Source organism: bacterium (assembly GCA_028821235.1).
GTDB lineage: Bacteria > Actinomycetota > Acidimicrobiia > Spongiisociales > Spongiisociaceae > Spongiisocius.
In genome coordinates this window covers 24,486-49,464 of the sequence record JAPPGV010000026.1, presented here as the reverse complement: position 1 = coordinate 49,464, position 24,979 = coordinate 24,486, and the positions used below count along the sequence as shown (strand labels likewise).

The following is a 24,979-nucleotide window of genomic DNA, read 5'->3' as shown; positions in this document are numbered from 1 at the left end:
ACCAACCCGAAAAACTAACCCAAGCGGCTTGACAACAAGACAGGGACACCCCGCCTCCACCACCTTGGTTGGAGCGTGGTCGGCCATGCCCGGCTGGATGCCGGCGATCGGCTCTCGCTCCATGAGCTGTCATGTTCCCTCGGACTTGACCGGACCGATCGGTGAGAAGCTTCCGGCCAGCGTTGGTGCTTGGCAATGGGCAACGTATAGCGAGGGTGTGACGGATTCAACCCCCTTCCTGCAGAACGCGAGAATCTCCGGACGTGCCCGGGGCCTCGTTCATGGACGGGTGATGTCCGGTTCTGTCGTTCTGCCGGATGAGGCGTCGCCGCCAGGAGGTTGGGCGGGTGTGGTATCCTGCTATGACTCGGTAAGACTGTATACAGAGGCGCTCGATACCATGAGGACTACCAGCACGATGACCTTTTCCTTGCCGCCCGAGCTTGCGAAGCAGATCCGCGACGTGGCGGCGGAGGAGGGACGGAGCCGGAGCGAGCTGATACGAGAGGCATTGCTCCGCTATGTGGAAGAGTCGGCTTGGCGTCAAGTGCTCCGTTATGGGGAGGCGCGGGCCAGGGAGCGGGGCCTCGGTCCGGCCGATGTGGGCCGTCTGGTGGAGGAGTATCGCGCTGAGGCGCCCTCAACGCGGGCGTGAGGGCAGTTCTCGACACCAACGTCATCGTCTCGGCTCTTAACTTCCCGGGAAACGAACGGATCGTCCTCGACCTCGCTCGCCGAGGCCGGTTCGAGTGGTATCTATCGCCGTTCATCCTCCAAGAGACCGCAGGGGTGCTGGAGAGAAAGTTCGGATGGGAAGGTGAGCAACTGGACGGAGTTCTGGCCACGCTCAGGAACCGGGCGACCTTCCTGGACCCGGACCGGATTCCTCCGATTATCGAGGGCAATGAGGCCGACAACCGTGTCCTGGCGTGCGCGGTCGAAGCCTCCGCCGACTACCTGGTCACCGGAGACCGACGCCATCTTCTACCCCTGGAGAGAATCATGGGAGTGCGAATCGTCAACGCTCCCGTGTTCCTGAACAGCTTGGAAGCCTGAACCGGTGGATTGCCGCCGCGCCTTCTAATCGGAGGCGAGATGGGCTTGGCCGGCTTGGCAGAAGGTCAGGGCACCGCAAGAGTCCCCGGTAGGGGCGTCCGCCGTAGCCGACGCCTTTGGCCGCTGGTTGTACGTAGCTGGTATCCAGTTGGGTTCGGTGACGACTAACGGCCAACGACTATCAACCGTCAACCGGTGTCTCCCGAGGGTCAGGACTTCAGGAGCCTGACGGCGTACTGCGCGAGCTGGCGGTCGCGGGTGACGAGCGTGAATTCCTCAGATCTGGCTTGCGCGATCAGCATCCGATCGAAGGGGTCCCGGTGATGGAGGGGCAGCCGAGCGACTTGTCGGGCATGGGCGAAGGTTACCGGTAGCTGCAGGAAGTCCTCTTCGATCACCGCGTCGAGGTCGCCGCCCAGTTCGAGTTTTCCGAGCGACTGCTTGACGGCGATCTCCCAGATGCTCACGGCACTGATCCAGACCCGGTTGCCGGGATCCGCGATGGCATGCTGAGCGTCGGGCGAGAGTTCGTCTCCGTTGACCCACCACAGCAGCGTGCAGGTGTCGAGCAGTAGGTCCAACCCTCAGCCCTCGAAGGCGTCGATCAGCCACTCGGGCGTATCCGAGAAGTCGGGGGCCATCTTGACCTTGCCCGCCAGGCGCCCGGGCGTCCGGGGCGCCCTGCGGGGCTGGTAGGCACAGAGCCGAGCGACCGGTCTCCCGGCGCGTCCGATCACGACCTCCTCGCCCTCCTCCACGCGTTTGAGGAGTTTCGAGAGGTTGGTCTTGGCCTCATATATGTTGACTATCCGTTCGCTCATCGCCTGCCTGTCGGTCCTGGTTAGTCTAGTCAGACTAACCAAGCAAGGCCCTGACGAGATCTCGACGCCGGCGACTGGTCCATAGTTACTATTAGGCACCGTTTATTGATTGTTAGCAACTAGCAACTAGCAACTAGCAACTAGCGGATGATGGCTATGAGCTCGTTGGTGCGGACGGTGTCACCCGGCCGGACCTTCAGCTCCACCAGCTCCCCGTCCATAGGACTCTTGATCTCGTTCTCCATCTTCATCGCCTCGAGGACGCAGATCTGCTGATCGGCCGTCACCCGGTCTCCCGCCTTGACCGACACCTTGACGATGGTTCCCTGCATGGGGGACAGCACCATCCCGGGCTCGGTGGAAGCCGGCCCTCCGGCGGCCCGCCGCTGCGGTGGGCGCCGCATCGGGCGATCCCCGCCGGCCGGGTCCGGCGCCGCCGGGGACCAGAAGGTCACGTCGAACTTGCGCCCGCCCACCTCCACCGTCATCTCGCGGCCCGGCCCCCGATCCTCGGTGGGTCGGGCCTCACCCCGGTCGAACGGCTCGGGGTCGAGCATCAGCTCCTCTTCCACGAACCGGGTGTGGGCCTCGCCGCTGACGAAGACCGGGTGGGACAGCACAGCTCGGTGGGCCGGCAGCGTGGTGGCCACGCCCGCCACGCGGTACTCGTCGAGGGCACGTTCGGCCCGGGCTATCGCGGCTTCCCTGGTCCGGCCCCACACCACCAGCTTGGCCAGCAGGTTGTCGTAGTACTGGCTGACCGTGGTGCCCGGCGTGATCCACGAGTCCACCCGCACGCCCGGGCCTCCGGGCTCCTGGTACTCGGTTACGGTCCCAGGCGAGGGGCGGAACCGGTTGGCCGGGTCCTCGGCGTTGACGCGCAACTCGATGGCGTGGCCGACCACCGGGGCCTCGTCGAAGGAGAGCGGATGGCCGTCGGCGATCGCCAGCTGCTCGGCCACGAGGTCGAGTCCGGTCACCATCTCGGTCACCGTGTGCTCGACCTGGAGGCGGGTGTTCATCTCGAGGAAGTAGAACGTCCCGTCGGGCCGGACCAGGAACTCGACGGTGCCGGCGTTGGTGTAGTCGCAGGCCTCTGCGATGGCGAGGGCGGCCTCGCCGAGTCCCCTCCGGCCTTCAGGGGTGAGCAGCGTGGAGGGCGCCTCCTCGATGAGCTTCTGGTGACGGCGCTGCACGGAGCAGTCCCGCTCACCGAGGAAGCGGGCGTTGCCGTGCCGGTCGACGATGATCTGGGCCTCGATATGGCGGGCCCGATCGAGGTATGCCTCGAGGTAGACCGCCGGGTTGCCGAAGTACGCCTCCGCCTCCCTCCGGGCGCCCTCGATGGCGTTGCCGAGTTCCTTGCGGTTGGCGGCGACCCGCAGACCCTTGCCCCCGCCGCCGTGAGAGGCCTTCACCGCGATCGGGTAGCCGATCCGCGACGCGATCGGGGCGGCCTCCTTCAGGCTGAGGACAGCGTCTGTGGTTCCCGGCACCGGAGCCACCCCGGCCTGCTCCGCGGTCTGGCGGGACCGGATCTTGTCGCCCATCAACTCGATGGCGCGGGCCGGCGGCCCCACCCAGGTGATGCCCGCATCCTCCACCAGGCGCGCGAATCCGGCGTTCTCCGAGAGGAATCCGTATCCGGGATGGATCGCGGCAGCGCCGGAGCGCCGGGCGACGTCGATGATGCGCCGGGCGTTCAGGTAGGACTCCGAGGCCGGAGGCCCGCCGATGTTCCACGCCTCGTCGGCCAGCTCGACATGCAGGGCGTCGCGGTCGAGTTCCGAGTACACCGCGATCGTCCGCAACCCCAGCTCGGCCGCGGTCCGGATCACCCGTACCGCGATCTCCCCCCGGTTGGCGACCAGGAGGGAGTCCATGCTCAGGCTCTGCTTCGGCACAAGGGCCTCCTAGAGGGGGATGTTGCCGTGCTTCTTGGGCGGTAGCGAGTCACGCTTGTCGCGGAGCATGTCGAACGCCTTGATGAGAAGCACCCTGGTCTCTCGGGGCTCGATGACGCTGTCCACCAGGCCCAATTCGGAAGCTACGTAGGGGTTGGCGAAGCGGTCCTCGTACTCCTCTACGAGATCGTCCCGCTTGGCATCGGGATCGGCGGCGGTGGCGATCTCCTTGCGATGGATGATGTTGACCGCACCCTGGGCGCCCATCACGGCGATCTCGGCCGACGGCCAGGCGTAGACCAGGTCGGCGCCCACGCCGCGGGCGTTCATGACCAGGTAGGCGCCTCCATAGGACTTGCGGGTGATCACGGTGACCCTGGGCACGGTGGCCTCGCAGTAGGCGTAGAGCAGCTTGGCGCCGTGGCGGATGATGCCGCCGTGCTCCTGCTCCACACCGGGCAGGAATCCGGGCACGTCCACGAACGTGAGGATGGGAATGTTGAAGGCATCGCACATCCGGACGAACCGGGCCGCCTTCTGCGAAGCCCCGATATCGAGCGTCCCCGCCAGATGGCTCGGCTGGTTCGCCACGATGCCCGTGGAGTGACCGGCCAAGCGGGCCAGCCCCACCACGATGTTCTGGGCCCAGTGCTCGTGGACTTGATAGAACTCGCCGTCGTCCACCACCGATTCGATGACCTCCACCATGTCATAGGGTTGGTTGGGCGAGTCGGGGATGATCGAGTCCAGCCGGTCGTCGGCCCGGTCCGGTGAGTCGTCGGGCGGGAAGTAGGGGGGCGGCGTCATGTTGTTCTGGGGGAGGAACGACAGCAGGTAGCGGACGTCGTCCAGGGCATCGGCGCCGGTCTCGGAGACGAAATGGGTGACTCCCGAGATGGAGGCGTGGGTGTTGGCGCCGCCCAGGTCCTCGAAGGTGACTTCCTCGCCGGTCACCGCCTTGATCACGTCCGGACCGGTGATGAACAGGTGGCTGGTGCCGCCCACCTGGTAGACGAAGTCGGTGATGGCGGGGGAGTAGACCGCCCCTCCCGCGCACGGGCCCATGATGACCGACACCTGGGGGATCACCCCGGAGGCCATCACGTTGCGATAGAAGATCCTCCCGTAGCCGTCCAGCGACTGCACGCCCTCCTGGATGCGCGCACCGCCGGAGTCCTTCAGCCCGACCACCGGAGCCCCGACCTTCATGGCCATGTCCATGACCTTGGTGATCTTGTCGGCCACGGCCTTGCCGAGGCTCCCGCCGAAAACGGTGAAGTCCTCGGCGAAAACGAAGACGGTCCGGCCGTTGACGGTTCCGTAGCCCGTCACCACGGCATCCCCGAGCGGGCGCCGATCCTCGAGCCCGAAGCCGCGCGACTGGTGCCGCACGAAGGTGTCGATCTCCTGGAAGCTCCCCTGGTCGAGGAGGAGCGCGATCCGCTCCCGGGCGGTCAGCTTGCCCTTCTCGCGCTGGCGGTCCACGGCGCGGCGGGATCCTCCGCCCTCGGCTTGGCGGCGGAGTTCTCGGAGCTGTTCGATGCGCTGCTCGGTTCCCAAAGTCTTCCGGCTCTCAGTGGTTTGTACTGCCGCTCTGGCGGCGTTCAAGGTTAGGCGTTACACACGTCCGCAACGATTCTCCGCGCGCGGAGCCGGACGCGTCACCGTTCGGCCCGGCGCCGGCGCCGCGTATCCTTCGAACTCGACCCTTAGACCCGGACCGGCTGCCGATGGCTACACCCTACGAGACGCTGATACTCGACCGGACCACCTCCACCCAGGACGAGGTGTGGTCCCGGCGCGGATCGATGCCCCTGCTGGTGGTGGCGCGGTCGCAGACCAGGGGGAGGGGGCGCTCGGGTGCGCGGTGGTCGAACGCCCCGCGAGCGCTGGCGGCTTCCCTCGGAGTCCGACCGCACTGGCCCTCCTCCTCATGGCCGCTCCTGACGCTGGTGGCCGGCGTGGCGGCCCTGCGGGCGCTCGGCGATCCGGGACGGGACATGACGCTCAAATGGCCCAACGACCTGATACGCGGGCGGCTGAAGCTGGGCGGCCTGCTCACCGAAGCCTCGGGCGACGCGGTGGTGGCGGGATGGGGCGCCAACCTGTTCTGGCCCGATGCTCCGGAGGGAACGGGCGCCGTGTTCGACTCCGATCCCGGCCGGGAGGCCGGGGCGGAGATCGCGGAGCGGTGGGTCGAGGAGTTCCTGGCACTGGTGGCCGACGAGCCGGGTGATTGGCCGCGTGACGAATACCGCCGTCGATGCTCCACACTGGGGCGACCGGTCACCTGGGTCCCGGACGGCGCCGGGACGGCGGTCGACATCTCACCGGACGGGGGTCTGGTGGTGGAGACGGCTACCGGCCGGCGGACGCTGACCTCGGCGGCGGTCTCGGAGTTGCGGGACAACTGATCCCGACTCCGGCGGTACGATCCGTCAGGAGTGTCCTGAGCCGGCTAACAGGCGGTTCTGCCACCGTCCACCGGGAGGGTGGCACCGGTGACGAAGGCGGCGTCGTCCGATGCCAGGAACAGCGCGGCGCCGGCAATCTCCCTCGGCGTCCCGAGGCGCCCGATCGGGTGCTTGGCGGCCGTCATCTCCAGTCCCCGCTCGAGGCTGCCACGGCCGTGGTTGCGCATGAGCGGCTCCATGACCGGTGTGTGGACGGCGCCGGGGCAGAGGGCGTTCACCCTGATCCCAAAGGGAGCGAGGTCGATCGCCATGGCACGGGTGAGAGAGACCACGGCACCCTTGGCGGCGCTGTAGGCGGAGAAGTTTGCCATCCCGATCATGGCGGCTACGGATGCCTGGTTGATGATCGATCCGCCGCCTGCGGCCTGCAGGTGGGGGATGGCGGCCCGAGAGGTGAGGTAGACGCCCTTGGCGTTGACCGCGAAGCACCGATCCCACTCGTCCTCGTCCGTATCCAGAACCGACCCGGATGGTGCTACGCCGGCGTTGTTGAAGACGATGTCGAGGCGTCCGAGGAGTCGGGCGGAGCTGGCAATGGCTCGGGAGACATCGTCCGGCGAAGACACGTCGGCGACCACCGGATGGGCCACCCCGCCCGTGGCCGAGATGGCTGAGGCGGCGGCCTCGGCGGCCGGCCCGTCGCGGTCGAGTATCGCAACCCCGGCGCCCTCGCTCGCGAACAGCTCGGCGGTGGCCCGGCCGATGCCCGACCCGGCGCCGGTTATGACAGCGGCCCGTCCTCGGAGTCTCATGGCGGTGATCATACGCCCTTCCGACGGCGGCTCCGGCTTTCCTGAGCGCGCCGGGAATCGATCCCGGAAGCGATCCGTCCACCGGTCGGCGGACGCCGGCCTCGGTGGCGGTCTCGGAGCTACGAGACGGCGGGTTCAGCCGTACCCCCTCCGCTGGCTACGATTGAACCGTTCGCCGTTTCTGACCTGGGCCGTACAGGAGGTGGCATGGCGGTTCTCCAGCATGAGGGAACGATCGAGATTCTCTATCGTGACTTCGCGATGCCCTCCGGGGCCGGGTTCTCCACCGGCTACCTGTCCCGCCCGGACCGGATCGGCGATTACCCGCTGGTGGTGATGCTGCCCCCGCTCCAGGGGATCACGCCCTTCGTCAAGGACCTTGCCCGCCGGTTGGCGCGTAACGGATACGCCGTTCTCGTCCCCGACCTGACCCGGGGCGCTCATCCCGGACCCAAGGCGCCGTTCGAAGAGCTGGTCGCCACCTACCACGGGATCCGGGACCGCCGCGCCCTGGCGGACATCGACGATGCGGTGGCCTTCGCGTTCGCCGACCCGGCCGGATGGGCCCGTCCCGGAAGGATCGGCGTGTTGGGGATCGACGTGGGGGGCCGGTTCGCCATCATCTACGCGGCCCACCGGCAGAGGGCCGTAGGTGCGCTCTGCGTGGCGTATGCACCGCTGGCCGGCGATGAGGAGCGGCGCCTGCCGGTGATCGAGGCCCTGGAGATGCTCCCCATGCCGGTCCTGGGTCTCTACGGGGCGGACGACGACCTGGTACCCGCCGCAGGGGTCGACGAAGCCCAGCGGCTCAACCCTCACGGCAGATGGATCCTGTACGACGGCGTGGGTCACGACTACCTCGATGACGACTCCGGCTCGTACCATCACGCCGCGGCGAGCGACACCCTGGCCCGGCTGTTGCGCTTGCTGGCCGCCACGCTCGGATAGAAGGGTGCTGAAAAAGACGAGGGTGGGTTGGCCCGCGACGCCTCAACCGGGGACTTCGTTGCCGACCATCGGGCCAACCGGACATTCTTCAGTACCCTCCTAGGCGACCGGCAGGAGCGACCCATGCGCATCTCGATTCTCATCGGCGGCGAGCCCGTAGGCGTTTTCCGGGCCCCGGAGGAAGTGGTCGCCGAAGCAGTCGCCGCCGAGCAGGACGGATTCAACTCTGCCTGGTGCATCCACTTCAGCCGGGGTATCGACTCAATGACCATGCTGGCCGCGGCGGCACAGCGGACGTCGCGCATCGAGCTAGGGGTGGGCGTGGTTCCCACCTATCCCCGCCATCCCGTGGCTCTGGCGCAATCCGCGGCAACGGTCCAATCCCTGTCGGGAGGGCGGTTCGTGCTCGGGGTGGGGGTCTCGCACCGTCCCGTGATCGAGGGGATGCACGGCCTCGACTACTCGAGCCAGGTAGGCCACCTGCGTGAGTACCTGACCGTCCTGGGAGGATTGCTAGGAGAGGGCGAGGCGAGCTTCGGCGGGGATCACTACCGGGTCGAGGCGGCGATAACGGTGCGCGGAACTTCCCGCGTGCCGGTCATTGTGGGAGCCCTCGCACCGGCGATGTGTCGGCTGGGCGGGGAACTGGCCGACGGGGTGACCACATGGTTGGCCGGACCGAAGTCCCTGGAAGAGGTGGTGCTACCAGCCGTCACCGAGGGCGCGCAGGCGGCGGGGAAGGCTTCGCCCCGCGTGGTGGCAGGGGTTCCGGTCGCGGTCGACGGAGACCGGGACCGGGCTAGGGCCGCGGCCAACCGGACGTTCGGTATGTACGGCAATCTCGTCAACTACCAGCGGCTCTTCGATCGCGAAGGAGTGGATGGGCCGGCAGATCTGGCCATCTCGGGAGGCGCGCGGACCGTCCGATCCCGCATCCGGGCCCTGTTCGACTCCGGTGCTACCGATGTATGGGCCGTCCCGTTCGATACCGGGATCGGGACCGAAGCCACCCGGGACCTCCTGGCAGGGTTAGTTACTAGTAGCTAGTTGCTGGTTAGCAATATGACGAGCGGCTAGCGTTCATACCGGAGGGAGCTCTCGCCGCTCCGGATCCCAGGCACCCCTCGCGGCCAGGCGGGCGGCGATCGGTTGCAGCGTCTCGAACCGGAGACCGGTGCGGAGCGCCTCCAGCGCCAGGATCCGGGTGGGATCGATGTTCCCCAGACCCACGTTGAGGCCGAAGCGTCCGATCAGCATCTTCTGCTGATCGGCCAGGGGCGCCTCCCACACCAGGCGGTCGACGGCGTCTCCCACCCGCTCGGCGACCGTTTCCACCGCCTCCATGTCGATCCGGCCGGTCGCGTCGTACATCCCGACCCCGGTGCCGGATTCGCGGCCCTCGACCACCACCCACGAGGCTCCCCACTCCAGGTCCTGCAGCGCCTGATCGGCCAGTTGCCCTGGAGACGGTTGGGCGGTCGGGTCCTTCTTCCCGACCTCGGTGATCACCGCCAGGTCATGGTCGAGCGCACACTCGATGGCCCCGCGCCGGCGGTCGGGCGAGAGGTCGATCGATCCCTCGGAGATCTCGACGGCGGTGAAGCCCATCCCTCGGGCGGTCCGCATGTAGTGGCGGCAATGGCGCCGGACGATGGTGGCCTCGAACATGGTCCCGCCGGGGAAGGTGAGGATCCCGGCCGACCCGATCAGGTCCAGCTTCTTGGCGAGCACCGGCTTGGGTATCAGCGCCGAGGTGCCGAAGCTGAGCTTCCAGTGGTCGATCCAGCGGTCCGCCATCATCAGCAGGTCCTCGCACTGGGACAGGCCCATCCCGGTGTCGATGACCATGGTCACGCCGGCGTGGCGCGGCTTGGCGGTCCGCTCGCGCCGTACCTCGCCGGTGACCGCCAGCCGGTACCAGGCCGATTCGCCGGCGCCGGTCATAAGTCCTGGAGGTCCTTGGATCCGGCCCTGAGGCGGGACAGCTGGATGAAGTGGGTGGGGTTGAGGAACAGCTCGTCCATCTCCGCGAGCTGGTCGATGGTGAGTCCGCGGCGGTACAACTGGAACAGGTACTGGAAGGCGTCCCGGGCCCCCGCCCCCACGTGATGGGCGCCGACCACCTTGCGGGAGGCGGAGGCGATGATCAGCTTCTGGAAGCCCGACATCCGGGGCTTGGCGAACGCGTAGAGCATCATCCGGTCGGTGGCCGGCAGGGCGACCTCCCAGCCGTCCTCCGAGTCGGGGGGCATCTTGATGATGGTCACTTCCCCGTAGCGTTCCCGGGCTTCCTCCTCGCCGATCCCGAACCAGCTGACCTCGTAGTGGGTGTGCAGGAAGTCGGGGAACTCCTTGAACTCGTAGTGGACGTCCTCGCCCATGATGTGGCGCGATGCGTACATCCCCGACTTGCGAGCCTTGAACATCTCCATGGGCGGGCCGATCAGGTCGCCGATGGCGTACACGTTGGGTACCGAGGTCTGCATCTGCGGGTTGACCTTGATGGTCCCGTCGTCGTTCAGCTTCACGCCCAGCACCTCGGCCGCCATCTTCGAGTTGGGGACCTCGCCCAGGCCGTGGAACACGAAGTCGGTCTCGACGTACTCGACTCCATCCGGCGTGGAAACGGTGACGCCCTTGACCCGGCCGCCGCCGTCATCGTGAACCTCGGTCACGACCGAGCCCTCCCAGATCTCGGTCCCCTGCTCCTTCATCATGGTGATCACGTAGTCACGGGTCTCGCCGTCCTCCAGCAGCTTCAGCAGCTCGGTGCGCACCACTAAGATGGTGCGGCGTCCGGTGGCCTGGAAGAAGCACCCGTATTCGACCGCGGTCTTGGATCCGCCGACCACGACGACCGTGTCGCCCGGCTCGTAGTCGAGATCCTCCACCAGGGATTCATAGGTGAAGACGCCCTTCAGGTCGTTGCCGGGGCACGGGAGGGGTCGGGGATGGGCGCCGGTGGCGAGGATCAGGTTGTTGGCGGTGAAGGTGCGGCCCGCCACCTCGACCGTGTGGGAGTCGATGATCCTGCCCGGGGCGTTCAGGATGTACTCGAGGTCGAGTTGCTCCTTGCTCTGGAAGTTCATGATCGCGTGCGGGGCAATCCGGCCGGCCCGGAACAGGTCGACGATCTCCTTGATGGAGGTCACCCGCCCCTCCATGTCCGGGAACCAGAACTGCCCGCTGAAGGTGCGGGTCAGCATGAGCTCGGCCGCCACCTCGCTGAAGAGGTGGTGGGGCACGCAGGCGTTGTGCGGGCACGAGCCCCCTAGGAAGGGCCACTGGTCGATGATCAGCTGGCGCCCGCCCATGGCCCGCATGTAGGCGGATCCGAAACGCCCGGCGGCGCCCCCGCCCAGGAAGATGGCATCGTAGGGACGGGTATCGGTCTCGTCGACGTTGAACACCACCCGGTTGTCCTCGGGGTCCTCCAGCATGGAGTCGATCTCCGGTCCCCAATCATGGATGCTGATGGGGTCCTGGCTGCGAATGTCCCAAGGCGTGAGCGTGGTGGTCGCCATCTGTCTCTCCCTGTGCCGATTGAGTGTCTGTTGGGGCTTCTCGGCTGAGGATAGAACAGATCGGTTCGTGCCTCGTGGACAGCATATGGCCATAGTCATTGGACATGGCTATACTCCGTGTGACGATCAGGAGGTCTCGGGCATGTCGGGTATCGGTCAGAGCCGGCGGACCATGCCGGCGGGCGAGTTCAAGAACCGGTGTCTGGCGCTCATGGACGAGGTGAACGAGACCGGCGAGGAGATAGTGATCACGAAGCACGGCAAGCCGGTGTCGCGGTTGGCCCCTGTTCGAAAGCCTGTGCCGTTGCTGGGGATGTTCCGGGACCGGATGAGCATTACAGGAGACATCATGTCTCCGGCGGTGCCTGCTGAGGACTGGGAAGCCATCAGCAACCCCGACCGGGTACTGGACCCCGATCTCCCATCCCATCAGTGATCCTGCTCGATACCCACGTGCTGGTTCGGTCGGTGATGGATTCCGATCGCCTCGGAGAAGAGTTCAAGTCGATGCTCGGCTCGTCGTGGGTAGAGGGCAGTGTCGCGGTCTCCTCGATCGTTTTCTGGGAGATCGCCATGTTGCAGGGGAGAGGGAGACTCGGAAGGGTTCCGCCTTCACGGTCTCTACGCAACAAACTGCGAGTCAACGGTTTGAACATCCTTCCGGTGGACGATGAGGTGGCTATCCGGGCTGCAGAGTTGGGGGACCAAGGGTTCCATCCCGATCCCGCTGATCGCTTTATCACGGCGACCGCGATAATCGGCGGATTCCATCTGGCGACCGCCGACCGGAAGATCATCGAGTGGGCAGACGGATTCAGGGGATTGTCCGTCCTCGATCCGCAGCGCTGAGCATGGCAAGAGCTACGTAACCGAGTTCCCAGACCCTCCTAAGGTTGGCTCACGTAGAGCTTCCAGTCCACAGCTGTGGCGCCGGACTCGGTGCACAGGACCGGGTTGAGGTCGATCTCGCTCACCTCGGGGTGTTCGGCGGCCAGGCGGGCCACGTCGGCTATCACTTCTCCCACCGCGTCGAGGTCAACCTCGGGTCCACCCCTGTACCCGGCGAGTAGCGGGAAGCCCGCCAGGCTCTCCAGCATCACGATCGCCTCGGCCTTGCTCACGGGAGCCAGCGCGAAGACCACGTCCTCGAGCAGTTCCACCATGGTCCCGCCCAGGCCGGCCATCACCATCGGCCCGAAGACCGGGTCCCGCAGGGCGCCCACCACCACCTCTACCCCGCCCAACCGCGGCTGGACCAACACCTCGGCTCCGAGCGCTGACAGCTCTCCGTAGGCGTCACGGATGTCGCCGGCGGTGGCCAGGCCCATCCGGACCCCTCCGGCCTCGGTCCGGTGGGCCACCGAGGGGGCGGCGGTCTTCATCACGACCGGACCCGGCAGGAGTTCCGCCGCCGCCACAGCCTCGTCGGCGGTGGCACACAGCGCGCTCTCGACGGTCCTGATTCCGTAGCGCGCCAGGATTGCGGCGGCCTCGGTTGCCGGGACCGGCCCTTCCGCCAGCCCGAAGGACTCGGAGAGGTCGACCCGAACGGGCGGGGCGATGCTCGGGCGGTTGGCGGCGTAGCGCACCGCGTGCCCGACGGCTCGCGCCACGCGCTCGGGCCACTCCAGGCACGGGATCCCGGCCGACTGGAGGACGTCGGCCCTACCGCGGGCCTCCCGCGGGGTCACCCAGCAGCAGTAGACGGGCACCTGGTTCCCTCCTGCCCTCAGCGCCGCCACGGTGTCGCGCAGCCCGGTCAGCGTGGCCTCGTCCATGGCCGCCCGTTGCAGGAGTACCGGGATCACCAGGTCTATCTCGCCCGAGCGGGCCAGCGTGTCGGTCAACCACGGATAGAGCTCCGCGAAGCGCGACCAGATGGGGGTCATGTCCACCGGGTTCCGGGCGCCTCCGATGGGAGGCAGCCGTTCGGCGATGTGATCCCGGAGGCCGGGCGACAGTTCGGGGACCTCTACTCCCTCATCCTCGAGCATGTCGGCCAGCTCGACGCCCACGCCGCCCGAGTTGGTGATGATGGCCGCCCGGGCCCCTCGAGGGAGCGGCTGAGCGGTCAGCACCCGCGCCACGTCGAGCATCTCCAGACCGGATCGGACGGTGATGGCCCCCGCTTGGCGCATGGCGGCCCGGAAGACGGCGTCGTCGGTACCCAGGGCCCCGGTGTGGGACAGCGCGGCTCGAGCCCCGGCCTCCGAGCGGCCGGTCTTGGTCACGATCACCGGCATGGTCGGGCTGGCGGTCCGGATGGCGGCGGCCAACTCGGCCCCGTCGGTCACCGACTCCGCGAGCAGGCACACGATGCGGGTGCCGGGATCCTGATGGAGGTAGCTGATCACCTCGTGGTCGCCGATATCGGCCTTGTTGCCTGACGAGTACACCTTCCCGAAGCGCAGGTTCTCATCCAGTGCCAGCGAGTGGATCGCCATCCCGTAGGCACCCGACTGGGTGACCAGGGCCACCGTCCCCGTCTCGATGTCGCCCGCCATCGTTATCGACGCGTTGAGGCCCAGCGCGATGTTCTGGATCCCGAAGCAGTTGGGCCCCACGATCCGGACCGGCCCGGCTGCCTCGACCAGCTCGGCTTGGAGGGCAGCCCCGGCCGGTCCGGTCTCGGCGAACCCGCCCGCCAGCACCACCATCCCGCCGACACCTTTGGCGGCGGCCTGGCGGGCGATGGCCGGAGCGGCCCGGGCAGGGACCACGAGGATCGCCAGGTCGACCTCGCCCTCTATCTCCGTCAGGCTCGGGACCGCCGGAACGCCTCCGACGCGGTCCGCCGAGGTGGTGACCGGGATTCTCTCGCCCTCGAAGGCCGCCAGGTTGCGCCAGATGACCGATCCGACCTTGCCGGGACGGTCGGAGGCGCCCACCACCGCCACCCGGGCCGGGTTGAACACGCGGTCGAGAGTCACAGGGAGAAGGACCGTTCGAGTTCGGCCGGCCGGAACTCCCGCCGGCGGACGCCGAGCGGGTCGATGGCGCGCACCAGATCGATCTGGTGGCGCGAAGGTGTCTGTACCGGCGCGAGGTCGGCCGCCACGGCGAACTCGAAGCCGGTGACGGCCTTCGCTTCCGCGAGTGTCACGTCCGGAAACAGCCTCCGCAGCCGGGCCCGACCCTCGGGGTAGTCGAACACGCCCAATTCGGTGACCAGCGTGTCCGGACCGCCTCCCGGGTAGCCCAGCGCGGATCGGGTTCCCTCAGGCGTCCGGTGGCCGATGTCGGTGATGAAGTCGCATTCCCCGACCAGGCAGCGCCCGGACCGGTGGTTGGTGGTCCACAGGGTGAGGCGCCCGATCGTGGCCGACATGTTGCATCCCCCGCCCCCACCGCCCAGCTTCACCTTCGGGTGTGGCATCCCGCCGACCGCGGTGACGTTGGTGTTCCCGTAGGGGTCGATCTGGATGCCCGACAGGAACATGAGGTCCATGTCGCCCCTGATCGACATGTCGAACGCCTCCTCGAAACGCATCGAGTAGGCCGATCCCTGCTTCAGGGAGTGGTCATTACTCGACGGAGCGATGAAGGAAGGAGAGGGGTTGACCGCGTAGGTGGCGCCCTCGATCAGCAGCGCATGGGGGGCATGGGTGCGCTTGGCGAGGTGCATGGCAACCGTGGCGCACGGGCTTCCGAAGCCGTGGAATACAACCTCGGCATCTCGAACGGTCCGGGCGAGTTCGACCACGAATAGCTCGTCGAGTCCGAATCGGTAACTCACCGGAACATCTCCATCCATGCCTGGTCGGAGGCCCGGTATCCGGTCAGATGTTCCAGCCGGTCGGCGCCGACCAGCTGCCGGTAGCCGTCCTCGTCGACGCCGGTGACATGGCTGCGGAGGTAATCCTGCGCGCCCTCGGGAGTCCTGGCAGCCTTGACCCAGGATGCCAGATGGGCGCGGTCGTAGGAATAACCGGGATAGCACGAACTGGGATGGGCGCCGAACGGCGCCTCGACCACCGCGGCCACCCGGTAGTGGGGGATGACGATGCCCGCCGCCGCCACCTCGTCGGTGGTGGCGATCCGATCGACAGTGGCGATCGTCATGGCCGAGGCCACCGCGAACCGCTCGTCAAGGACGTAGGGCTGCTCGATGTGGAGGTTCCCCTGACGATCCCCGATGGGGGCGTGGATCAGGGCCGCGTCCGGGGCCAGGGGCGGCACGGCCACGTACTCGTGCCCGGTGAAAGGACAGATCACGCGGGAGTACTCCGGATGCAGCCCCTCGATGTCCGTCCCCTTGACGCCGTGGACGGGGAGGAAGGAGAGGCCCATCTCGGCGGCCCGGAGTTGGGTGAGGATGGTGTCGCAGCAGCTCTCCCGTGCCTCCAGCGACCCTTCCTGAGCCGCCCTCCGGAAGGCCGGCGCCAGACCGTGGTCCTGCTCGTACCCCACGTAGCTCTCCTCGCAGACCGAGATCGCTCCGGCGGCGGCCAGCAGGTCCACATCGATGGAGTGGGCGGAACCGACCACATGGAGGTCTCCGATCCCGGCCCTGATCAGGTCGCGGACCAGCGCCATCGGGAGCCGGGCCGAGAGGCCTCCCCCGAGTGCCACCATCGAACCGGGCCGCACCATCCCGACCGCCGTCTCGAGGTCGGCGAGCTTGTCGGGAGCGAGATGTACGGCCATCCGGGCGGCTAGACGGGTGCGGGAGGGGACGGGGACGGGACTCTATCGCCGGCCCGGGAAGCGTTGATTGGGGTCTTCGCAGCCGACGCATCGGGCCAACCGGACATTCTTCGGTACCTTCCTACTGAGCCGTCATACCGCCGTCGACCGTGAAGGCGGTACCGGTGACGAAGCTGGAATCGTCCGATGCGAGGAACAGCGCGGCCCGGGCGATCTCCATGGGCGTTCCGAGACGTCCGATCAGATACTTGGCGGCGGTTATCTCCAGGCCACGCTCGATATCTCCGCCGCCGCGCTCGCGCATGAGCGGCTCCATGAGCGGCGTGTAGACGGTGCCCGGGCAGAGCGCGTTCACCCGGATACCAACGGGAGCGAGGTCGATGGCCATGGCTCGGGTCAGGGACACCACCGCTCCCTTGGCGGCACAGTAGGCAGCGAGTCCCTGGATCCCCACCAGAGCGGCTACCGAGGCCTGGTTGATGATGGATCCGCCGCCTGCGGATTCCAGGTGGGGTATGGCGGCCCGTGAGGTCAGGTAGGTGCCCTTGACGTTCACCGCGAAGCAGCGGTCCCAGTCCTCCTCGGTGGTGTCAACCACCGATCCGCTGGACCCGACGCCGGCATTGTTGTAGAGGATGTCAAGGCGACCGAGGAGCCGGGCGGCGCGGTCCACGGCGCCGGCGATCTCCTCCGGTGACGACACGTCGGCCACCACCGGATGTGCCTCGGCGCCTGTGGCCGAGATATCCGAGGCGGCGGACTCGGCGGCCTGGCCGTCGCGGTCGAGTATCGCCACGCCGGCGCCCTCGGCGGCGAACAATACGGCGGTTGCCCGGCCGATACCCGAGCCGGCTCCCGTGATGAGAGCAGTCCGTCCTTCGAGTCTCATGCGGGACATGATACGCCGCAGTGGTCAGTGGCCAGTAGCAGGGCATTGGCCGGCTTCGAGTAACGACTCCTCGGACAGCTCGATCCAATCGTGTGTCAGGTCGGTCGTCACTGGGGGCCATGGCGATCGAAGGGTCGCGGTCACCCTGGAAGGTCGGGTTCGGCCGGCGGCGCGTTCAGGGCCGAGCAGCGCTCCTCCAGGATTCCCGGAGCGGTCAGACGTATCCTTGGGTCTCGACTCTCTGGAGGTATGGATGGCGGACCGGGCGCCGGGTGTGGCCGTGGTGACGGGAGGTGGGTCGGGCATAGGGCTGGCAACATGCGAGCGCCTCCGGAGCGAGGGGTTCCGGCTGGGTGTCTTCGACCTCGATCCTTCCGGCGCCTCCGAAGCCGCGGGCGATGGACTGGGGCTGGGAGTGGACGTAGCCGTGGCAGGCGAGGTCTCGGCGGCCTTCGCCGCCGTCGAGGAGACGCTTGGCCCGGTCGACGTGTTGGTCAACAACGCCGGGATCACCGGATCCTTGGCGGCCACCCGCCTCCACGAGACCCCGGTCGAGGAGTGGGACCGGGTCATGGGGGTCAACGTGCGGGGCGCCTACCTGTGCTCGCGCGCCGCCCTTTCCTCGATGGTTCCCCGCCGGTCCGGTCACATAATCACGGTGGCTTCGGTGGCCGGGATGGATCCGTTCCCGTCCCGCTCCGCGTACTCGGTCTCGAAGGCGGCGGCGCTGCTGCTGGCCCGCTCGATTGCCCTGGACTACGCCGGGGACGGCATCCGGTCCAACGCGGTGTGTCCCGGCATGGCGGAGACTCCGATGACCAAGTGGCGGCTCGACCAGCCCGAGCTCCGGTCGGCCATCGAGACCAGCATCCCCGTCGGCCGGGTAGCCCAGCCCGAGGAGATCGCCGAGGCGATCACCCTCCTGGCGTCCGGCCGCCTCTCCTACATGACCGGCCACGGCCTGGTCGTGGACGGAGGCTGGTCGCTCCGCTAGAAGAGCATCGAGAAGGTCCGCGTTAGCCCGATAGTCCACAACCAAACCCCAGGTCGTGACATCGCGGGTCGACCGCGCTCTATATCTTCTGAGCACCTTCCCGAGACCGCTCGACCGCGTTTCCGGCACATTGCTACTCTCGCCCTATACGGGTCCATGCCAGTGGACTGTCGGCTACAAGGGAAGCTTGCAGGGCCCGGCCGACGGGTCGCGCCGAGGGCGACTCGGAGATTCTCTCGAATGGAGGGAACATGCAGATCAAGGGTCAAGAGGTCATGATCCCGACCTCGATGGTCGGGAACTACCCCAATCCGAGGTGGTGGGACGCCAACTGCGTGCGGGACTGGACCGGGGACCAGGAGCCGCCGGATGCCTACATCCGGGAGGCGCTGGAGGATGCGGTGGGCGCCCTGGCCAGGGACCAGGAGAACGCCGGTCTCGACATCATCACCGATGGGCGGCTCCACGGCGACAACTACGCCGATCAGGCCCTCTACTACTACTACAAGCGGCTCGGATACGACCTGAAGGGTGGCTTCCTCGGGTTCCCGATCTACAGCCGCCTCCATGCCGGCACCCTCACCCAGGAGGTCAAGCGGCGGGGCGCCATCATGGTCGAGCAGGCCCGGGCCCTGAAGCAGGCCACCAACAAGGCCACCAAGGTCCAGTACACCGGTATCCAGGTCCTTGCCCAGGCCACCAACGACCTCCATTACGAGGATCCCGCGGAGCGGGCCATGGACATCGCCGCGGCGGTCAACGAGGACATCCTCGAGGTCGACGCCATGGGGATCGACTTCATCCAGCTCGACGAGTTCACCTGGCCGTATTTCTACGAACCGTGGGCCATCGAGGCCTTCGACCGGGCCGTGGAGGGCGTCCAGAACGCCAAGATCATCGTCCACATCTGCTGGGGCAACTGGGGCGGCACCCCGGCCTACTACCCGGACGACACGGCCGGCGCCGGAGAGATCTTCGATCTGACCATCCGCCAGGGTGATGAGCCGGCTGCCACCGCTTCGGTGGTCCCGAAGTCCTACGAGGCGAACATCGATGTCCTCAACCTCGAGAACTGCGGGCGGCGCTCGGACGACCTGTCCGGGCTCGAGGTGATCCGGGACAATCCGGTTCCCGAGAACATCCAGTTCTGGGCGGGTGTGATCGACGTCAAGTCGACGATCACCGAGACGGCCGAGCAGGTAGCCGGCCGGATCCGGCGGCTGCTCGAGTACGTGCCGGCCAACCAGTTGGGCGTGACCACGGACTGCGGGCTCATCCTCCTGCAGCGCTACATCGCCCAGGACAAGCTCCACGCGATGGTCTCGGGAGCGGAGATCGTTCGCAGCGAACTGGGCTAGCAGAACCAAGACCCAGCCAGGGCCGTCCCCTCCGGGGCGGCCCTGGGTGCAACACCCGGCGGCTGTGGCAGATCGGGGTTCTTCATGACTCGACCACGCTCGGCACCCCTGCGGGCTGGTGGCGGGCTTCCAACTGTGGTACGCTTTGTTCCGTTGTTTAAGCGACGGGAACGTAAGACGGGTCTCGGCCGGGGGTGGCGCGCCGGCCGTTGGAAGGAGAACCCATGGCAACGACGTCATACCCCGAAGGGTTCGTCGACCTAGTGGACGCCAAGGACGACGTGGTGAAGGCCGAGAACCGTACGGATCTAGCCGACGCCCTGCTCACTGTGGAGCGGAGGATCACCATATCGACATGCTGGATCCTGGGCATGTTCGTATCCACTGTCGGGATCGCTACAGCGATCGTGCTCTCGGCTTTCCAGGCACTGTCCCAGACCTAGTGGTCTGTCTGCGAAACAACCGGGTGCTCTGGCGACCATCGGCGCCCCGTCGCTGCGTTCCGCTTCCTCAACGTACCGCTGCGGGTACGCCTTCGTCACCGGGCCTTGCGAGGAACACCGCTGCCTCGCCATACCACACCGCCATTACACAGACAGACCACTAGACCTAGGCCGTGGACCGGGCCGCCGGGAGGGGCGTGGTTCTCCTAGAATCACCCCATGCGCGCCGAATCCGGGACCGTCACGAGCACGGCGGCAGCCGAGCAACCGTCAGCCAACGCCCGCGCCCATCCCTACCGGGGATTGTCGGTCCAGCATGTGGACGAGGATCCGCAACCCGACTTCATGCGGGAGTACCTCAGCGGGCGGGAGGTCTACCGGCGCACCGACTACATCGCCCTCATCCACGACGAAGCGGTGGGCCTGGCGGCGGTGGCGCGGGCCGCTTCGGACGAGTTGTTCGTGCCGGTGGTGGATGTCGAGGTCTGGTCGGGCCCCGACCGCACCCAGCTGATCGAGGATCCCACGATTGACGTGGGGAACGCCACCGCCCTGGCCGGGGCGGCGATCAGCCATGGACGCCCCGGCGTCTCCGCCTTCGTGGTGAAGGGCCGGTTCGAGCACATCAACTTCATCTGGGAGCCCGATCCGGTGCGCGTGTTCGTAACCGAGGTGACCCCGCCCCTGCCGCCCAAGTTGCTGGACCAGGCCCGGCAGGTGGTGGAGTTCGATGAGGACATGCCACCCGTGGACCTGGTCCTTGACGCGGTCACCTTCGACGATCTGGCTGCTACGGCCCCGTCGGACTCCTACCTTCTCCCGTGCCGCGGGGCCGGCACCGAGTTGGCAGCCGACATGGCATATCTCGACACCCGGCCGCCGGCGCCCGATGAGTGGGTGATGATCGGCTGCGAGCGCTCGATGCAATTCCACCGTCACTTCTACGGCAGCGAACCGACCCAGGTCGACATCTGCCCCAAGCGGCGGGTCGAGGAAGCCCGCCCGGATGGTCGCTGGCTCATCAAGTGCTGCATGCTGGAGCGGGGCGTGGAGTTCGACGGCAACCGGGCGGTGGTGCCGTGGGGTGCCAACCTCGACGAGGTGAGGCAGGCATTGCGGTTGCTGGTGGGCCTTGACGCGCTCGTTCCCGCCGGATGAGCATCCACCTGGGCGACTCCGTCGTCTACGGGCACCTGTGGAGTACCGAAGAGGCCCGGTCCATCCTGGGGGAGGAGTCCCGCTTCCGGGCCTGGCTTGACATTCTCGCCACCCTCGCCGAGGCCCAGGCCGAGGTCGGCCTGGTGCCGGCAGGGGCCGCCCGGCACATCAGGGACCATGCCACCGGGGCCGAGATCGACCTGGACCGCATCGCCACGGAGACCCGGGCGACCGGCCACTCCACCCTGGGCCTGATCCGGGTGTTGCGAGCCACCCTCCCGGAGCCCGCCCGGGAATGGGTCTACTACGGCGCAACGGTCCAGGACCTGACCGACACCTGGACCGCCACGGTGATGCGATCCGTCGGCGATCTGCTGGAGAGGGACCTGGCCCGCCTGGAGGCCGCTGCCTTGGTGCTGGCCCGTGATCATCGCACCACCCCGATGATGGGTCGCACGCACGCCCAGCCGGGCCTGCCCATCCCGTTCGGTTTCAAGACGGCCGTCTGGGCGGCGGAGCTGGGCAGGCACCGGCAGCGGCTCGCGGACGGGCGGAGTCGATGGGAGGTGGTCCAGTTGGGCGGCGCTCTCGGCACGCTGGAGTTCTGGGGCGAGCAGGCGCTCGATCTGCTGGACGCCTTCGCCCGCCGGATGGATCTGGGCGTTCCCTCGATCCCCTGGATCACCAGTAGGGACGGACCCGCCGAGTTCGTGCACCTGCTGGCGATGGTCGCTACCACCATCGCCAAGATCGGCAACGAGATCATGGAGCTGCAGCGGTTGGAGATAGGAGAGGTCCGGGAGCCCTTCATCGAGGGCACCGTGGGGAGCATCACCATGCCCCAGAAGCGCAACCCGGAGTTGTCGGAGCACCTGGACACGCTGGCCAGGCTGGTGCGCGCGGGTGCCTCCGTCATGACCGAGTCGATGATCCAGCTCCACGAGCGGGACGGTCGAGCGTGGAAGGCCGAGTGGATCGCCCTCCCCGAGGCGGCAGCCCTGACCCTCTCGGCCACCCGCTACGCGGTGATGCTGGTGGAGGGCCTCGAGGCCGACGCAGAGCGGATGCGGGCCAACATCGATGCCCGCGGGGGATCCGTGTTCGCCGAGCCGGTCATGCGGTTGCTGGCCGACCGGGTCGGTAAGCACACCGCCCACGACATCGTGTACGAGGCGGCCATGCGGGGCGTCGAGGAGGGGCTCCCGTTTACCGAAGCGCTCATGCGCGATCCTCGGATTCCCGCCCACCTGAGCCGGTCGGACATCGAGGAGCAGGCCGACCTCGGCCGGGTAATGGGTGCGGGGCCCCGGTTCGTGGACCGGGTGATAAGGGCGGCCGGTTGACCGCCCCCGCTCGGATAGCCCTGGCGAACCTGCCGACGCCGCTCACGTTCGCGCCCCGGCTCTCCGAGGAACTCGGCTCGTCGATCTGGCTGAAGCGGGACGACCTGACCGGTGTCGGCCTGGGTGGCAACAAGGCCCGGGCGATCGAGTTCCATATGGGCGCCTGCCGCGAGGCCGGCGCCGACGTGTTCGTGACCGGCGGAGGACCGCGTTCCAACTGGGTCCTGGCCGCGGCCGCCGCCACGGCCGCCAGAGGCCTCGATTGCGAACTGGTGCTGTTCGGAGACCGGCCACCGGCAGGCACCAGCGGGGTCGACCTGCTCGACCGCTTGGACAACCTACGGATCCGCTTCACCGGTAGCCCGGTGCGAGCCTCCGTCGATCCGCTCCTCGACCGGGTGGAAGCGTGCCTGCGGGAAGAGGGTCGCCGTCCATACGTGGTGGGCCGGGGCGGCGCCGGTCCGGTCGGGGCACTGGGGTACGTCGCCGCGGTCGACGAGATCGATGACCAGGCGCAAGGGGCAGGAGTCCGGTTCGAGGCAATGTGGCTGGCGGCGGGATCGTGCGGCACGATGGCCGGCCTGGTGGCCGGCTACCGGCGGCGGGCCGGCGGCCCGCGGGTGGTGGGCGCGGCGGTCCATCGCCCCATCGAGGAGTGCCAGCGCCGTATCGAGGACATATCCGAGGCCTCCCTCGACATCCTGGAAGTGGCTCACCGGTACCCGGTCCGGTGGCAGGTCACCGACCACTTGGACCCCGACCCTCTGGAGGTCGACGCCGCCGCCAGGCTGATGGCCAGCACGGAAGGCGTCTTCCTCGATCCCGAGTACGGCTCCTGCGCGCTGGCCGACCTCATCCGGCAGGCCGGCGAGGTCCGGGGGCCGGTGCTGTTCCTGGTCACCGGCGGAACCCTGAACCTCTTCCACGGGAGTTCGGCGGCATGATCCAGCCGCCCGAGGGCTATCTGGGAGCGGATGGGCCGCTCGGATCAGGCCCATCCCCGGAGCTGGTGGCGGCCGGTTACCGCCTCGAGGTGGCGGACGCCGCCATCCTTCACGAGGGCTTGTGCCTGGCCGACCTCAGCCACGTTATCGAGCTGGTCGCGGCCGGCGTGGCGCCAAAGGCGGCGGCGGCGGCGCTCTGCCGGGAGCTGCTCGACTTCCTGGACACCGATCCTGCTTCCTTCCCTTACGATCCGGTCTACGGGGACGCCTACAACAGCCGGGAACGGGAGCTCGAGCGCCGCCTGGGATCCCGGGCCGGATGGCTGCCGACCGGCCGTACCAGGCGGGAAGCCGGACGCATCGCCATCCGCCTGGCGCTCCGGGACCGGCTCCTGGCGCTCCATGAAGCGGTTGCCGCGTGCACCGAGGTGCTGGTCAGGCGGTCCGAAGAGTTGGCGGATGCGCTGTGGAACGACACCACCTATCTGCAGCCCGCCCAGCCGTCGACATTCGGCCACTATCTGGCCGGCTTCGCCGAGCAGGGCATCCGGAACCTCGACCGGGTCCGCCATTGCTACCGGCTGATCAACCAATCACCCGCAGGGTCCGGCGGTGTCGGCGGAACGCCGATTCCGGTGGACCGCTCCCGCATGGCGGCGCGGCAGGGCTTCGACCAGCCCACCGCCCACATCCGCGACGGCATGTGGTCGGGTGATCCGATGATCGACTGTGGTGTGGCAGCCATGCAGGCGGCACTGGCGGTCGATCGCCTGGCCGAGGACCTCGAGATCTTTGCCAGCCCGCAGTTCGGCTACGTGACCTTGGGGGGATCGTCGTCGCGGGCGTCAGTGCTCTTGCCGCAGAAGCGCAACCCCTACGCTCTCGCGGTGATCCGCGGCGGCTGCGGAACCCTCATCGGCAGGGTCACCGGACTGATGGTCACCCAGCGGACTCCATCCGCCAGAACCGACAACTGGCTCCACCTGTACGGGGAGGTGGTGGGAGCGGTGGAACTCGCCACCCGGCTGGTGCGCCTGGCAACCGAGGTGGTCGGCTCCCTGGAGGTGAACGTCGCGAGGCTGGCCGAGGACGCGGCAACGAACTTCACTACGGCGACCGATCTGGCAGACCGTCTGGTCCTGGAAGGGGGTCTCGACTACAGGAGCGCCTATCGAGTCGTTGCCCGGGCGGTGGCGCAAGCTGCCGGGGCGGGGGAGGAGCAGGTCTCGGCCGCCCGTCTGGCCGAAGCGGCCCGCGCTGCCGGGTTTGAGCCGACCGGGTCCGTTCCGGCGAAGTCGGAGCCGGAAATGGACGACGTGGCGGCCATGGTCGCCTCCCGGGACTCGATCGGCGGATCGGCGCCCCGCCGGGTTCTCGAGCACTGCGCGTCGGTGTCACTGCGGGTACGGCATTCCCGGGAATGGGGGACAGCATCGCGAGCGGCCCAGGACGCGGCCAGGGATTCCCTGATCACCGAGGCCACTGCCCTGGCGCAGAGCCGAACAGGCGGAGGGGGAGGGAGCCGTGCCGGTTCTGCTGATCGCCTGCCCTGACTGCGGTCACGAGTACCGCACGCTGGTGGTGGAAGGCGCCAGGGTGCCGGCAGTCTGGGTGTGTCCGGACTGCAAGGAACGCAAGGGCGAGGTCATCGGGGAGGTGGCAGGGTCGGGCCATCCGTGGTCCGGGCCATCCATGGATGCGTGCTGTGGATGACAGCCGGGCTG

The 24,979-nt window shown here is 67.8% G+C and carries 26 protein-coding genes; 15 read left to right on the top strand and 11 right to left on the bottom strand.

Features of this window, described 5'->3' with window-relative positions; translation table 11 throughout:
- Nucleotides 1-400 precede the first annotated feature (400 nt).
- Nucleotides 401-655 (top strand): ribbon-helix-helix protein, CopG family, encoded by a 255-nt coding sequence (locus OXK16_02905; protein MDE0374897.1) that lies wholly within the window; start codon nt 401-403, stop codon nt 653-655.
- Complete coding sequence (locus tag OXK16_02900) at nt 652-1,056, top strand: putative toxin-antitoxin system toxin component, PIN family (protein MDE0374896.1); 405 nt, start codon at nt 652-654, stop codon at nt 1,054-1,056. The genes OXK16_02905 and OXK16_02900 overlap by 4 nt, the downstream gene beginning before the upstream one ends.
- A 209-nt stretch (nt 1,057-1,265) precedes the next feature.
- Here OXK16_02900 and OXK16_02895 read toward each other — a convergent pair whose 3' ends face one another.
- From OXK16_02895 to OXK16_02880, 4 genes are all read right to left on the bottom strand, one after another.
- Entirely contained in the window at nt 1,266-1,637 is a 372-nt protein-coding gene (locus OXK16_02895; protein MDE0374895.1) for a type II toxin-antitoxin system VapC family toxin, read from the bottom strand.
- A 3-nt stretch (nt 1,638-1,640) separates the two neighbouring features.
- Complete coding sequence (locus OXK16_02890) at nt 1,641-1,877, bottom strand: type II toxin-antitoxin system prevent-host-death family antitoxin (protein MDE0374894.1); 237 nt, start codon at nt 1,875-1,877, stop codon at nt 1,641-1,643.
- A 140-nt stretch (nt 1,878-2,017) separates the two neighbouring features.
- Entirely contained in the window at nt 2,018-3,760 is a 1,743-nt protein-coding gene (locus OXK16_02885; GenBank protein MDE0374893.1) for an acetyl-CoA carboxylase biotin carboxylase subunit, read from the bottom strand.
- A gap of 30 nt (nt 3,761-3,790) precedes the next feature.
- The gene (locus tag OXK16_02880) at nt 3,791-5,341 is read right to left on the bottom strand and encodes an acyl-CoA carboxylase subunit beta (GenBank protein MDE0374892.1); all 1,551 of its coding nucleotides are present in this window, start codon (nt 5,339-5,341) and stop codon (nt 3,791-3,793) included.
- 170 nt (nt 5,342-5,511) lie between these two features.
- On the opposite strand from OXK16_02880, the gene OXK16_02875 reads away from it, so the two are divergent.
- Nucleotides 5,512-6,195, top strand: coding sequence for a biotin--[acetyl-CoA-carboxylase] ligase (locus OXK16_02875; protein MDE0374891.1), 684 nt, complete (start codon nt 5,512-5,514; stop codon nt 6,193-6,195).
- A 44-nt stretch (nt 6,196-6,239) separates the two neighbouring features.
- Here the strand turns inward: OXK16_02875 and OXK16_02870 are convergent, their stop codons facing one another.
- A complete protein-coding gene (locus tag OXK16_02870) occupies nt 6,240-7,007 on the bottom strand; it encodes an SDR family oxidoreductase (protein ID MDE0374890.1) in 768 nt (255 codons plus the stop codon).
- Between the two features lie 207 nt (nt 7,008-7,214).
- On the opposite strand from OXK16_02870, the gene OXK16_02865 reads away from it, so the two are divergent.
- Nucleotides 7,215-7,955, top strand: a complete 741-nt coding sequence (locus tag OXK16_02865; protein MDE0374889.1) for a dienelactone hydrolase family protein — start codon at nt 7,215-7,217, stop codon at nt 7,953-7,955.
- Between the two features lie 123 nt (nt 7,956-8,078).
- Nucleotides 8,079-9,002, top strand: coding sequence for a TIGR03564 family F420-dependent LLM class oxidoreductase (locus tag OXK16_02860; protein MDE0374888.1), 924 nt, complete (start codon nt 8,079-8,081; stop codon nt 9,000-9,002).
- 33 nt (nt 9,003-9,035) lie between these two features.
- On the opposite strand, the gene OXK16_02855 is transcribed toward OXK16_02860, so the two are convergent.
- Nucleotides 9,036-9,899 (bottom strand): phosphosulfolactate synthase, encoded by an 864-nt coding sequence (locus OXK16_02855; GenBank protein MDE0374887.1) that lies wholly within the window; start codon nt 9,897-9,899, stop codon nt 9,036-9,038.
- Nucleotides 9,896-11,479: an NAD(P)/FAD-dependent oxidoreductase gene (locus OXK16_02850; GenBank protein ID MDE0374886.1), complete on the bottom strand. Its 1,584-nt coding sequence runs from the start codon at nt 11,477-11,479 to the stop codon at nt 9,896-9,898. Before OXK16_02850 ends, OXK16_02855 begins: the two co-directional genes overlap by 4 nt.
- 142 nt (nt 11,480-11,621) lie before the next feature.
- Between OXK16_02850 and OXK16_02845 the strand changes: the two genes are divergently transcribed.
- Together OXK16_02845 and OXK16_02840 are read left to right on the top strand one after the other, a co-directional pair.
- Nucleotides 11,622-11,915, top strand: coding sequence for a type II toxin-antitoxin system Phd/YefM family antitoxin (locus OXK16_02845; GenBank protein ID MDE0374885.1), 294 nt, complete (start codon nt 11,622-11,624; stop codon nt 11,913-11,915).
- Nucleotides 11,912-12,328, top strand: coding sequence for a type II toxin-antitoxin system VapC family toxin (locus tag OXK16_02840; protein MDE0374884.1), 417 nt, complete (start codon nt 11,912-11,914; stop codon nt 12,326-12,328). Before OXK16_02845 ends, OXK16_02840 begins: the two co-directional genes overlap by 4 nt.
- A 38-nt stretch (nt 12,329-12,366) precedes the next feature.
- Here OXK16_02840 and OXK16_02835 read toward each other — a convergent pair whose 3' ends face one another.
- The 4 genes from OXK16_02835 to OXK16_02820 form a co-directional block, all read right to left on the bottom strand.
- Nucleotides 12,367-14,409, bottom strand: coding sequence for an acetate--CoA ligase family protein (locus OXK16_02835; protein MDE0374883.1), 2,043 nt, complete (start codon nt 14,407-14,409; stop codon nt 12,367-12,369).
- The gene (locus OXK16_02830) at nt 14,406-15,215 is read right to left on the bottom strand and encodes an acyl CoA--acetate/3-ketoacid CoA transferase subunit beta (protein MDE0374882.1); all 810 of its coding nucleotides are present in this window, start codon (nt 15,213-15,215) and stop codon (nt 14,406-14,408) included. The genes OXK16_02835 and OXK16_02830 overlap by 4 nt, the downstream gene beginning before the upstream one ends.
- Nucleotides 15,212-16,126 carry a CoA transferase subunit A gene (locus OXK16_02825; protein MDE0374881.1) on the bottom strand — a complete coding sequence of 305 codons (915 nt, stop codon included), beginning with the start codon at nt 16,124-16,126 and terminating at the stop codon, nt 15,212-15,214. The genes OXK16_02830 and OXK16_02825 overlap by 4 nt, the downstream gene beginning before the upstream one ends.
- Before the next feature lie 121 nt (nt 16,127-16,247).
- Nucleotides 16,248-17,015 carry a glucose 1-dehydrogenase gene (locus OXK16_02820; GenBank protein MDE0374880.1) on the bottom strand — a complete coding sequence of 256 codons (768 nt, stop codon included), beginning with the start codon at nt 17,013-17,015 and terminating at the stop codon, nt 16,248-16,250.
- Nucleotides 17,016-17,268: 253 nt separating this feature from the next.
- Here OXK16_02820 and OXK16_02815 point away from each other — a divergent pair, with 253 nt between their 5' ends.
- From OXK16_02815 to OXK16_02780, 8 genes are all read left to right on the top strand, one after another.
- A complete protein-coding gene (locus OXK16_02815) occupies nt 17,269-18,009 on the top strand; it encodes an SDR family NAD(P)-dependent oxidoreductase (protein ID MDE0374879.1) in 741 nt (246 codons plus the stop codon).
- A gap of 251 nt (nt 18,010-18,260) precedes the next feature.
- Entirely contained in the window at nt 18,261-19,367 is a 1,107-nt protein-coding gene (locus OXK16_02810; GenBank protein ID MDE0374878.1) for a cobalamin-independent methionine synthase II family protein, read from the top strand.
- Between the two features lie 224 nt (nt 19,368-19,591).
- Nucleotides 19,592-19,810: a hypothetical protein gene (locus tag OXK16_02805; protein ID MDE0374877.1), complete on the top strand. Its 219-nt coding sequence runs from the start codon at nt 19,592-19,594 to the stop codon at nt 19,808-19,810.
- 219 nt (nt 19,811-20,029) lie between these two features.
- On the top strand, nt 20,030-20,968 hold the full coding sequence (locus OXK16_02800) for a hypothetical protein (protein MDE0374876.1): 939 nt from the start codon (nt 20,030-20,032) through the stop codon (nt 20,966-20,968).
- On the top strand, nt 20,965-22,311 hold the full coding sequence (locus tag OXK16_02795; GenBank protein MDE0374875.1) for an adenylosuccinate lyase family protein: 1,347 nt from the start codon (nt 20,965-20,967) through the stop codon (nt 22,309-22,311). The genes OXK16_02800 and OXK16_02795 overlap by 4 nt, the downstream gene beginning before the upstream one ends.
- Complete coding sequence (locus OXK16_02790) at nt 22,308-23,255, top strand: pyridoxal-phosphate dependent enzyme (GenBank protein MDE0374874.1); 948 nt, start codon at nt 22,308-22,310, stop codon at nt 23,253-23,255. Before OXK16_02795 ends, OXK16_02790 begins: the two co-directional genes overlap by 4 nt.
- Nucleotides 23,252-24,808 (top strand): lyase family protein, encoded by a 1,557-nt coding sequence (locus OXK16_02785; protein MDE0374873.1) that lies wholly within the window; start codon nt 23,252-23,254, stop codon nt 24,806-24,808. Before OXK16_02790 ends, OXK16_02785 begins: the two co-directional genes overlap by 4 nt.
- Nucleotides 24,780-24,968, top strand: coding sequence for a hypothetical protein (locus OXK16_02780; GenBank protein ID MDE0374872.1), 189 nt, complete (start codon nt 24,780-24,782; stop codon nt 24,966-24,968). The genes OXK16_02785 and OXK16_02780 overlap by 29 nt, the downstream gene beginning before the upstream one ends.
- Nucleotides 24,969-24,979: the final 11 nt, after the last annotated feature.